The sequence below is a fragment of the Phaeocystidibacter marisrubri genome, assembly GCF_008933165.1.
In the GTDB taxonomy this organism is placed as follows: domain Bacteria; phylum Bacteroidota; class Bacteroidia; order Flavobacteriales; family Schleiferiaceae; genus Phaeocystidibacter; species Phaeocystidibacter marisrubri.
On sequence record NZ_WBVQ01000001.1, the window covers coordinates 177,446 to 189,284 of the forward strand.

General features: G+C 44.8%; 7 protein-coding genes. 3 read left to right on the plus strand and 4 right to left on the minus strand.

What is annotated here, in order from left to right:
- Window positions 1-28 precede the first annotated feature (28 nt).
- Window positions 29-265: a hypothetical protein gene (locus F8C82_RS00795; RefSeq protein WP_151691540.1), complete on the minus strand. Its 237-nt coding sequence runs from the start codon at window positions 263-265 to the stop codon at window positions 29-31.
- Between the two features lie 187 nt (window positions 266-452).
- On the opposite strand from F8C82_RS00795, the gene alaS reads away from it, so the two are divergent.
- Both alaS and F8C82_RS00805 read left to right on the plus strand, forming a co-directional pair.
- On the plus strand, window positions 453-3,053 hold the full coding sequence (alaS, locus tag F8C82_RS00800) for an alanine--tRNA ligase (RefSeq protein WP_151692893.1): 2,601 nt from the start codon (window positions 453-455) through the stop codon (window positions 3,051-3,053).
- 3 nt (window positions 3,054-3,056) lie between these two features.
- A complete protein-coding gene (locus tag F8C82_RS00805; RefSeq protein WP_151691541.1) occupies window positions 3,057-3,785 on the plus strand; it encodes an outer membrane beta-barrel protein in 729 nt (242 codons plus the stop codon).
- A 15-nt stretch (window positions 3,786-3,800) separates the two neighbouring features.
- On the opposite strand, the gene F8C82_RS00810 is transcribed toward F8C82_RS00805, so the two are convergent.
- The 3 genes from F8C82_RS00810 to F8C82_RS00820 form a co-directional block, all read right to left on the minus strand.
- Entirely contained in the window at window positions 3,801-5,075 is a 1,275-nt protein-coding gene (locus tag F8C82_RS00810) for a UDP-N-acetylmuramoyl-tripeptide--D-alanyl-D-alanine ligase (RefSeq protein WP_151691542.1), read from the minus strand.
- A gap of 77 nt (window positions 5,076-5,152) precedes the next feature.
- Window positions 5,153-6,748 carry an SUMF1/EgtB/PvdO family nonheme iron enzyme gene (locus F8C82_RS00815; protein ID WP_151691543.1) on the minus strand — a complete coding sequence of 532 codons (1,596 nt, stop codon included), beginning with the start codon at window positions 6,746-6,748 and terminating at the stop codon, window positions 5,153-5,155.
- A 23-nt stretch (window positions 6,749-6,771) separates the two neighbouring features.
- Complete coding sequence (locus F8C82_RS00820; RefSeq protein ID WP_151691544.1) at window positions 6,772-7,752, minus strand: PorP/SprF family type IX secretion system membrane protein; 981 nt, start codon at window positions 7,750-7,752, stop codon at window positions 6,772-6,774.
- Between the two features lie 290 nt (window positions 7,753-8,042).
- On the opposite strand from F8C82_RS00820, the gene porU reads away from it, so the two are divergent.
- Entirely contained in the window at window positions 8,043-11,807 is a 3,765-nt protein-coding gene (porU, locus tag F8C82_RS00825) for a type IX secretion system sortase PorU (protein WP_170266104.1), read from the plus strand.
- The last annotated feature ends 32 nt before the right edge of the window (window positions 11,808-11,839 follow it).

Below are 11,839 nucleotides of genomic sequence, written 5' to 3' on the forward strand. Positions count from 1 at the left end.
AGGGAATCTTGTAGTCCGTTACCTATATCTACTCGATCGCCTCGTCGAAAATGAGTTGATATAAAGTGTCATTCTCGCTGTTGGCTATTAATAATTCATTCACCTTAATGAGTCGAGAATTAAGCTCATAGATTTGTTGATGCATTCGTTCTATCTCTTGCTGATACAGGGTTTTTTGGAATGCGGTGGTGGTTGAATTTATGGCGATTAACGAACCTAGAATAAGGTTTAGTGTGATGGAGAAGATCAAGAGGAGAGATTTCATCTTTCTCCTTCTTTTGGTTTTGTTTGAAGAACTCAAATCCTTGTGGGTTTCAACCTTCGTCATCGGCTTGTCTTTTCCTATTTTTGCTGCATATTACATCACTTGTAATGAATGTAATAGAGGTGATCATCTCTATTTTTCAACCTGTGATATTGGATAATTGCTCAACCCATTCAAAGTTAGAATGTTGACTGCTAAAGAGATTCGCCAGGCTTACATGGACTATTTTAAGTCCAAAGCTCACACTATTGTGCCTTCTGCACCTATTGTCATCAAGAATGATCCAACCTTGCTATTTACCAATGCCGGGATGAATCAATTCAAAGACGCCTTTCTGGGTAATGCAGAGGCCATTGCCCCTCGTGTGGCAGATTCACAGAAGTGTTTGCGTGTTTCGGGAAAGCACAACGACTTGGAAGAGGTAGGTCATGATACCTATCATCACACCATGTTTGAGATGTTGGGCAACTGGAGTTTTGGCGATTACTTCAAAGAAGACGCCATTGCTTGGGCATGGGAGTTACTGACGGATGTTTTCAAACTCGATAAGGACCGCATTTACATTACCGTATTTGAGGGAGATGAAGGCGAAGGTCTCGCTTCGGATGATGATGCTCGCAAATACTGGTTGAAGTGGGTTTCGGAAGATCGAATCTTGAACGGAAACAAGAAAGACAACTTCTGGGAGATGGGTGACCAAGGTCCATGTGGGCCTTCTTCGGAAATCCACTTTGATTTGCGTCCACAAGAAGACCGCGATAAGGTAGATGGAAAGTCACTTGTGAATATGGATCACCCAGAGGTGGTTGAGATTTGGAATCTCGTATTCATGGAGTTCAATCGCAAAGCTGATGGATCACTAGAGCGACTTCCAGCACAACACGTAGATACAGGAATGGGTTTTGAACGCCTGTGTATGGTTATTCAAGGCGTACGTTCCAATTACGATACGGATGTGTTTACACCGATCATCTCGGAAATTGAGAAACATTCAGGTGTGGTGAAAACACGTGACCACAAGAGCTTGGTGGCCATGCGCGTAATAGCCGATCACATTCGAGCTATTGCCTTCGCAATAGCAGACGGTCAATTGCCTTCAAACAACGGTGCAGGTTATGTTATCCGTAGAATTTTGCGCCGTGCGACGAGATACGCCTATAGCGTATTGGATATGAACGAGCCGTTTATGTTCAAATTGGTGGATGTTCTCGACCGTGAAATGGGAGAATTCTTCCCTGAAATCAGAAGTCAGAGAACATTGGTTGAAAGTGTGATTCAAGAAGAGGAATCGGCTTTCCTTCGCACGTTGGAGCAAGGATTGAAGCGTCTAGATGATATCATTTCGCAAACCCAAGGAAAGGTGGTTGATGGCGCGAAGGCCTTTGAACTATACGACACCTTTGGATTTCCTGTGGATCTTACCAGTCTCATTCTTCGCGAGAAAGAAATGGATTTGGATCAGGCTGGTTTTGATGAGGAGATGGCAAAGCAGAAATCCAGATCAAGAGCGGCAACAAAGATGTCAACCGATGATTGGGTTGAAATTCGAAAAGATGCACGTGAAGAATTTATCGGGTATGATCGATTAGATTCTACAGTTCATGTGGCAAAATATAGAGAGGTTCGCACAACGAAGAAGAATTTCTATCAAGTAGTGTTGGACCACACACCTTTCTATCCTGAGGGTGGCGGACAAGTAGGCGATAAGGGCTGGCTTTCTGCCGGCGATGAAAAGATTCGCGTTTGGGATACGAAGAAGGAAACGGGTATGATTCTGCACTATGTAGATGAATTGCCTGAACGAATTGAATCGGCACTTAAGGCTGAGGTGGAGTCCGACTTGCGCAGACTCACGGCTAATAATCACAGTGCGACTCATCTCTTGCACGAAGCGCTGCGTGAGGTCTTGGGGACGCATGTGGAACAAAAGGGAAGCTTGGTGAACGAAGAGCATCTTCGCTTTGACTTTTCTCACTTCCAAAAAGTATCAGAAAGTGAAATTCGCCAAGTAGAAGATTTGGTGAACGGCAAGATTCGACAGAACCTACCATTGGAAGAATTCCGCAATATTGCCATGGAAGATGCGAAGGACATGGGAGCTATGGCTCTATTTGGCGAGAAGTATGGCGATACAGTTCGCGCTATCAAATTCGGATCAAGCATTGAGCTATGCGGCGGAACACACGTCAGTGCTACGGGTCAAATAGGTTTCTTCAAGATCGTTTCAGAAGGAGCGGTTGCAGCTGGTGTACGCAGAATTGAAGCTCTTACTTCAGAGGCAGCCGATCAGTGGCTTCGCGATCAGATTGACAAGCTTCACGCCATTCAAGCAGAGCTTAAGGCATCCGATCCATTGGCTGCTGTAAAGTCGATGAAGGCAGAAAATTCCGACTTGAAGAAGGCTTTAGAGGCAGCTCAGAAAGAGATGGCTGGAAACCTCAAGGAAGATTTATTGAAGGCCGCTGAGGTGGTAAACGGAGTTCGTTTTATCGCTCAAAAGGTAGACTTGGACGCTGGAGCTATCAAAGACATGGCATTCCAACTCAAGGCTAAGAACAACGACTTGTTCATGTTACTCGCTACAGAAGGAGATGGGAAAGTTCAACTTCACCTCTTGATTTCTGATGCATTGGTGAAAGATAAAGGACTCAATGCGGGTTCTATCGTTCGTGAAATTGCCAAGCATGTGAAAGGGGGAGGCGGTGGAGCTCCATTCTTCGCAACTGCAGGAGGGAAAGATGCCGGAGGAATTCAAGCTGCTTTCGAAGCGGCTAAGTCTTATATTTGATTTATGAAACATCTCACACATCTCTTACTTCTGGGTTGCATGATTCTTTCAAGTTGGGTCGGTATGGCTCAGCCAGACAAGGTCTATTACACCGATTCTGATATCGAGAAGCACTATGCAAGTTTCGGGATTCACTTCGACCCGTTGTACACACATCGTCGGTTGTTTGCTCTGAATAATGCAGACGCGAATAGCAACTATGATAAGGACAACTTTCCAGCCTCAGGAGGTTTTGGTTACAATTGGGGAGGTTATGTGAATTTCAATATCAATAGTAGTCTTCGCCTTGGTGTAGGTGCCGGACAAACAACCATCAACTATACCCTAGAGAAGTATAAGTACTATTACAACGGGGATACTTCTTCGGTTAATTTGAAGGTGAATGGGGTGTATAACACCTTCCCACTGCGTATAGGTTTTTCAACACCGATGAACGATGTGTACTCTTTGGAGATTTGGATTCCTATCGCTTACAATAAGCTTGTAACTTATCAGGAAAGCACCTCAATTTCTGGAGAAAATTTGAATGAAGATTTGACGGAACAGGCCAATTCTGACATGTGGTCTGTGGCTATTCAAGTGGGAGGTGCATTTCATTTAACTGATCATTGGTCGGTAATCGCCAGTGCTCAATTCCGCTACTTTACTACACCTATGATTGAAAAGGCCAATCGCCCTACAGAAACTCCTTATGGTGCGGGTTTGACATTTGGCTTGAGATATAGAATGTAAGCGCCAAACGACGTTCTACAAATACGGATAAAGGGTTTCGAGGTGCATGCCTCTGGAACCCTTTAATAGTATAGAGCTATTGGTAATAGGGTTCTCTTTCAGGTAATTCTCACACCTTTCGGTTGTGGTGAAAGACAGCATTGATTCGTGATCCGTAGCAGAGAAGTGTTCGCCTACAAGTATCGCATTGGTTCCCTCTTTTTGTTTCAGATAGTCAACAATGAGTTGATGTTCTTCAGCAGAAGCCTCTCCAAGTTCAAACATATCGCCAATAATGACAATGCGAGGAGTTGCCGCCTCGTCAATAAAACTCTTCAAGCTGGCCAACATGCTAGAGGGATTGGCATTGTAGGCATCTAGCATTACTCGATTAGTGTTGGTTTTCGTCCATTGTGAGCGATTGTTTTCAGGCGCATAAGAATGAATCCCCAAAGCAATGTTAGCTTCGCTCACGCCTAGTATTTTACCGATGGCAATCGCTGCACCAATGTTCGCAGTATGGAAGCTTCCCGTAAGTTGTGAGCGGTAGTCATTGCCGTTGAATCTCACCTGTGCTGGGTAGTTCACCTCGCTATACTCCATGGGGTACTCGCTTTGTTTCGAGCCATACACAATACGGTTACACTCACTGCTCTGCACGAGTTGAAGTTCATCCATGCCATTCACGATGCAAGTGCCGTTGATCTCTTTCATTCGAGCATAGAGTTCACTCTTTCCTTTAATTACGCCTTCAATGCCTCCAAAACCTTCAAGGTGGGCCTTGCCGAAATTTGTGATATAGCCGTAGTTGGGAAGTGAAATCCCACTCAGTAGTTCTATTTCACCACGGTGGTTGGCGCCCATTTCAATGATGGCCACTTCGGTATCCACAGGCATGCGAAGCAGGGTAAGGGGAACGCCGATGTGGTTGTTTAAATTACCAAAAGTAGCATGAGTTCTAAAGGAGGTGGATAGAACGGATTTCATGAGCTCTTTCGCGGTGGTCTTTCCGTTGCTACCCGTCAATCCAATAAATGTCGTATTTGAACATTGGGTTCGATGATGTCTCGCTAAATCTTGAAGCGTGGTGAGTACATCAATAGTTTGAAAGACGAGTGCACTTTCTGGTACCTCCACATCTTCATCTACTACCACGGCAATGGCTCCAGCTTCTATGGCTTGAGAGGCAAATAGGTTTCCATTAAAGGAAGGTCCTTTCAGAGCGAAATAGATGTTTCCGCGTTCAATTGCACGAGTATCTGTGCTTACACCCGAGCACGTTAGATACGTTTGGTAGAGTTCTTCAAGCATATCGCAAAGTAAAAGTATTGGCAATAAAAAAAGGCCGCCCAACGGACGACCTTTCTGATATTTTATTCACTTCTCAATCACATACGGTAACGACGGAAGTTGTGACGGCTAGGCGGAGTGTGGCGCTTTTCGCGATCTGGATCTTGGTTTTGGAAACCTACGCGATCCATTGCACAGCGGAAACCGATGTCATCCGTAGCTTGATCTTCTTCAAGGAAGCGTCGTGTACCTGGGCTCAACCAGTATGCACGGTCTTTCCAGCTACCACCCTTGTATACTCGAGTAGTGTTACCTACCAAAGTAGTTTCTGAGTAGTCGTACATTGGAGCTTCACCTTCAGGTGGTGCTTCGTCGTAGTAGATTGAAGACTGAACATCACCGTCCAAGTAGTTGCGGTAATCGCTGTACTGGTAGTTGCGACGGTCGAGGTTTTCTTCTTGAGAAACCGCACGTGTAGGAAGCTGACCTGGAAGACGAGCGATTACGCTATCACCGTTCTCATCTGTTTCCCACTGGATTTCCATAAGTGGCTCAAGCATACCAAGGTCTTGGTAGTTCTTGTCGAATGTTTCGTATTCGTTACCACGGAAAGATCTGTGGTCAGTTACTTCTGTAGAGGTCATTGGACGGTAGACATCCATCACCCATTCTGAAACGTTACCCGCCATATCGTAAAGACCGAAGTCGTTAGGTGGGTAGAAGCGAACTTGCATAGTGATGTCAGCTTGGTCATTCAACCAACCACCGCGACCCATCATGTCACCACGACCGCGCTTGTAGTTGGCAAGCATGTCACCACGCTCATCGTCGCTTGGGTTACGCATGCTAGATCCGTTCCAAGTGTACTTGTTCTCGTCAGTTGAACGGTCGTATACACGAGCGCCAACATTAGCGTATGCTGCGTATTCCCACTCAGCTTCTGTTGGTAGGCGGTACTTCGGAAGAAGAATACCGTCTTCGATACGAGCTGGACGACCTGCGTCACCGTTCGCGCTGTTAGGAGAAAGATCAGGAAGTCCTTTTTTGTCTTGAGCAGTGAAACGGCTACCTGGACGATAGAGGTAAACTTCTGTGTTGAAGTGATCACCATCCAATTGATCATTGGCTTCGTTGAGGATACCCTCATCGATCAAAATCTGTTCGTTAACACGGTCTGTACGCCATGAGCAATAGCGAGTAGCTTGAATCCAGTTAACACCGACAACTGGATAGAAGTTATAAGCAGGGTGACGCAAGTAATTCTCCACGTACATTTCATTGTACGCCAAAGGATCGCGCCAAACAAGCGTATCAGGCAATGCTGAACGATAAATCTCAGGGAAGTAATCTTGATCGTAAACGCGGTGTAGCCAATAAAGGTACTCGCGGTAGTCTACGTTAGTTACCTCGTTTTCATCAATGTAGAAAGAAGAAACAGTAACTCGACGAGGAACGTTGTTCCAGTCTTTGATGAAATCTTCTTCAACCTGACCCATTACGAAAGTACCGCCTTCAACGAAGACAAGACCTGGCCCTGTTTGCTGACCGTCGTAATCCAGATTGACATCAAATCCACCGTTGTCGGTGTCGTTGTATGCCATTCCAGTGGTGTTTGAAGTTTCAGATCCACAAGATGCCATCAGGGCAGCGAGAGCTGCAATAGGCACATAGTTTTGCATTTTTGCTAGTTTCATATGCTCGGTGTTTCTCTGCTTTTTTAGAATGTAGGACACTTCAATGCTTCCGCACGACTTGGTCTTCTACGACAATCAAAACGATAAGAAAGGGAGATTTCGTGTGCACCATTTGAAGCTCCACCAAAATCCGATACAGTAAAGTCGTAACTGTAACCGAATTTGAATGGCCAATCAGGAGGTGTGAAACCGATAATCGCTACGATTGCATCAGGGTTGGTGTTACTGTTGCGATAGGCCAATCCACCTGTGATGAATGAGCGGTTAAATGACACGCCCATAGTTACTTGACCAATGTTCCCTTGCTGCTGAATCACCAAGTTTGGAATCAAATAACTCTGCGTACTGTTGTGTAGTCTTTTGTGCCCAACAGGAATGGATGCACCACCATGTAAGGTGTATTTTCTCGGAAGTTTACTGTCGGTGTAAAATGCCTCGTTCGGTTCTGTGAGGTGATGAACGGCAGCACCGAAGTAGTACCCTTTACCATATCCAATCAAACCAACGCTAATGTCTACATGTGAAGTAGTCGGTTGATCAGGTGGAAGTTCATTCGTTGGACGAACAAAACCATAGAACTGATCAATCTGATCAGGGAAGGTCAGTGCGTTGAAATCCAAACCTCTTTGTCTAAAGGTAGCTTGGAAACCAGCCAACAATTGGAATTTTCTACTCAAAGAAAGGTGGTACGAATAAACTACACTCGCTTCGGTAAGTGTGAGCGCCCCTTGAGCAGCCTCATCACGCATAACGAGAACACCTAGTCCCCCGTTAAGCCCGTTCACGTACTGATCGTACGATCCAGAGAAAGTTTCATAAACACCTAGAGTAGGATACTGATTCCTGTAATTCAACGACAGTTTAGGACAACGATCCACACCTGCAAATGCAGGGTTCAAGTACAGACTATTTGCATAGAACTGACTGAAATGCGGATCCTGCCCGTATGCAAATACGCTGGTCAGGAGTGCGAAGAATAATATTCGAGCCGATGTTCGGTTCATTGAGCCGCGAGTTTTCGAAACACAATTATACAACAAATTTAACAGCACTTCTCAACTGTCGGGATTTTCGGACAACAATTAGAAGTGCTCCTAAATAAGCAACGTTGAAAGGTCTTCCGACGTATATCGTATGTATAAGAAGGTTACTTTCGTGCTGCAATATCCTAAATTTACAAATTGTAACGGCGACTAAATCGTAAATATGTCGTCTTAACATTTAACATTTGAGTCAAAACAATACATACGAATCCATGGTTGAGTGCGTTATCAGGTCACCTAAAGCTCACTCAATGAAACCTATACTAACGCTGTTAGCCTTCGTTTTGTCCTTCTTCGCAATAGGACAGAAACACAAACTAGAATGGCAAGTGTCGGAGTATATTGGCGGCGAAGAACCTGTCGTGTATTTGACATTTGAAGGTGCATCCTACAACGGTTCACCTATGCCCAACGTTTCGGGTTCTTATTCTTTGCCTGTTGCTTCTAAGTCGCATTTGGAGCTTCTTTTTCCAGTTTACAGTGAATTGACTTCGGAAGAATTGAAAGCTTTTCAACCGGGGTGGATTTCATCGATAGAGAATTCTGAAATCACGCAGTCCTACGATCCTGAAAGTGCGACCATCAATTACAGATTTATTCCATTCCGCATCAATCCTCAATCTGGACGCGTGGAGAAGTTGGTTTCTTTCGATCTCGTGGCGATCACAGAACCCGAAGAGACTTATTCTTTCAAAACCAACAACTGGGCAGCGCATTCCGTATTGGCAAATGGTTCATGGGTTCGAATGCCCATTGCGGAATCAGGTCTCCATCGTGTAAAAGTTTCAGATTTGTCTTCAGGTGGATTGTCAATTGTGGGTGAACCAACCAGCGCATTGCAGCTCTATCACAATCCAGGTGGTAAACTCCCTCAGCGAATTTCTGATTTTCGATACGATGACTTGGCGCAAATAGCGATCCATATCGAAGATGGTGGGGATAATGTACTGGATGCGAATGATATGGTTTACTTCTACGCAGAAGGCCCACATAGTATTGATTACAACGTTAGCAATGATCGCCTTCAGCACGATTACAATGAATATTCGGAGAGGTCGTATGTGTATGCTACGGTAAACTCACAAGTGACGGGTATTCGCGTTGAAACTCAACCTTGGACAGGTGGAGCGGCAACGACTACTTCTACAGGTTTTGATGAGCTTCAGTTCCACGAATTGGATGAGCGTAACATCACCGGAACGGGGAGAGAGTGGTACGGCGAAGTGTTTGACTTCAATCTTAGCCGAACATTCAACTTTTCGTTTCCCAATCGCGTTCTTACTGAAGATGTCACGCTTTTAGCGCGAGGAGCAGCAAGTTCACCCGTTTCGGGTACACGTTTGGAATATGTGGAGAATGGAACGACTCAATTAGTGAGTACGTTTTCCCCTATTTTTTCTTCCATCGAATTTACAACGGCGGCTTCCCAAGTGAAGTTTTCAAGTCCGAATACGAACATTGACCTAACCGTAAATTACAATAGAGGGCAGAGTACGTCCTCTTCTGCTTATCTCGATTATATCTCTGTTCAAGCTCGAAGAAGTTGGATATATTCGACGGGAGGATTCATCGCTCGCGACTTGCAATCCATAGCTACCGCTAGTGTGGTTCAATATACATTGAGCGATAACTCCGCATGGGTTTGGGATGTTACCAATCCAATTCGTCCGTTCATGCCAGCAAGAGGTGTTAATGGAGAATGGCGCTCACATGGTGATTCACTTCGAACCTTTGCCGTATATCGTCCGGGTGATGCTATGTCTCCAGGCAAAATGGAAAAGGTTGCCAATCAAGACTTACACGGTATAGACGATGTGGATATGGTGATCATTTCACATCCTGAGTTCTACGACGAAGCCGTTCGCTTAGCTGATTTCCACGTTCAATATGATGGACTTACCACTGTGGTTGTGACTCCTCAGCAAGTGTACAATGAGTTCTCATGTGGCGCTCAAGACATCACTGCTATCCGCGATTTCATTCGCATGCTTTACAAGAGAAATGCAGATCCTCTGGATTACGTGTTATTGATGGGCGATGCTTCCTACGATTACAAGGATCGCGTTCCGAATAAGCAAAATTTCGTTCCTATTTATGAGTCTGTCAATTCAAACTCGCTGTATTCATCCTTTATGACCGACGATTATTTTGTTTGTGTGGGAGATAATGATGGGGTGAACGTGAGCGTGGAAAATTTGGATGTGATGATTGGAAGAATGCCTGTCAAATCCAAAGCAGAAGCAGAAGTTGCCGTATCGAAGATCATCGATTATAAAACCGCTCCAGAATCTTTTGGTGATTGGAGAAATCGTTTGGCATTTGTGTCGGATGATGCGGATGAAGCATGGGAAACGGTACTTACACAAGAACCCGAATACGTGGCTTCCATTGTAGATACTACCTATCCAGCTTTCAATATTGAGAAGATTTATTCCGACAGTTATACCCAAACGAGTTCTTCGGGTAGTCAATCTTATCCTGAAGCACGCGATGCGCTTTACCGTTCCGTACAGCGCGGAAATTTAGTGACTTCCTACACGGGGCACGGAGGAGAAGTGGGGTGGTCTTCTGAACGATTACTACAGCTAGCAGATATCGATAATTGGTCCAATGGTTTGAAGTTGCCGCTATTCATAACCATCACATGCGAATTCACTCGTTTGGACGATCCGTTTAGAACCTCGGCAGGTGAGCAACTTTACTTGAAGAGAGGCGGAGGAGCCATCGCTTTGATTTCAACCACTCGCGTGGTGTTTGTTCCGGGGGCCATTGCATTGAACAGAGCCGTGTCAGAACAACTGTTTGAGGAGGGGCAAAATGGATACCCAACCTTGGGGGAAGTGGTGCTCAACGCGAAGAATAGTGTAACTGATGGAGATAGGGTTCGGTTCAGTTTGATCGGCGATCCAGCGATTCGATTGAACATACCTATTCACCAAGTGGTATTGGACAGTTTGAATGGCGTGGATGTCAACACGGCACTCGACACGATAAAAGCTCGTGAATTGGTAACTCTCAGCGGACGAATCAACCGAAGCTCTGGGGCTTTTTATTCTGATTTCAACGGGGAATTGTCACTTACTGTATTTGATAAACCGGTGGAGCGAGAAACAAAGCGCAATGACGGAGTAGGTGTTATTGTTCCTTTTTCTCAGCAAGAGAATATCATTTACAAAGGTCTTGTTACGGTGGAAAATGGACTTTGGTCCACCGAATTTATTGTACCTCGCGATATCAATTTTGCCTATGGAAATGCCAAAATATCATTCTATGCAGAGAATGATGTAACGGATGCCATGGGTGCCGACAAGAATATCGTAGTTGGAGGCTTAGGAAATGCTCCATTTGTCGATACAGAGGGGCCTCGTATCCGACTCTTCATGAACGATACCAACTTCATTTCTGGAGGGACAACAGATGAAAATCCTATCGGACTTGCATTGCTGACGGATTCTTCGGGAATTAATGTAGTTGGAAATGGACTAGGTCATGATATAGTAGGTGTTCTAGACGGAGATGAAAGCAATACCTTTAAGCTAAATGCTTACTACGAAGCAGATGTAGACACCTACATTTCTGGAGTTGTGAATTATCCGTTCTTTAACTTGAGCAATGGCAGACATACCTTGATGGTTCGCGTTTGGGATGTGATGAATAATGTGAGTGAGGCCACCGTAAACTTTGTGGTTGCGGATCGAGATAACCTCGTTATTGGAGAATTATTCAACTACCCGAATCCTTTTACAGATCAGACTACTTTCAGTTTTGAGCACAACCGTCAAGGAGAAGAATTGGATGTAGAGTTGCATATCATGGATATGAGTGGTAGAATTGTTCATTCGCAACAGAAAACTTTAAACCCAGAGGGAAACAGAACCTTGGATATGACATGGGACGCTACAACGGGATCCGGAGCAAAAGTTTCATCCGGTGTATACGTTTTTAGGTTAGTTGTTCGTTCCAAGGCAGACGGAAGTGAAGCGCAGCTAAGTGAACGATTGGTGTACCTTCGATAGTCTTCCAACTTAACCACCTATATTTGTATCCT

Coding starts and splice junctions, on each gene's coding strand:
- F8C82_RS00795 (WP_151691540.1), bottom strand. CDS start 265: ATGAAATCTCTCCTCTTGATCTTCTCCATCACACTAAACCTTATTCTA.
- F8C82_RS00805 (WP_151691541.1), top strand. CDS start 3,057: ATGAAACATCTCACACATCTCTTACTTCTGGGTTGCATGATTCTTTCA.
- F8C82_RS00810 (WP_151691542.1), bottom strand. CDS start 5,075: ATGCTTGAAGAACTCTACCAAACGTATCTAACGTGCTCGGGTGTAAGC.
- F8C82_RS00815 (WP_151691543.1), bottom strand. CDS start 6,748: ATGAAACTAGCAAAAATGCAAAACTATGTGCCTATTGCAGCTCTCGCT.
- F8C82_RS00820 (WP_151691544.1), bottom strand. CDS start 7,752: ATGAACCGAACATCGGCTCGAATATTATTCTTCGCACTCCTGACCAGC.
- porU (WP_170266104.1), top strand. CDS start 8,043: ATGAAACCTATACTAACGCTGTTAGCCTTCGTTTTGTCCTTCTTCGCA.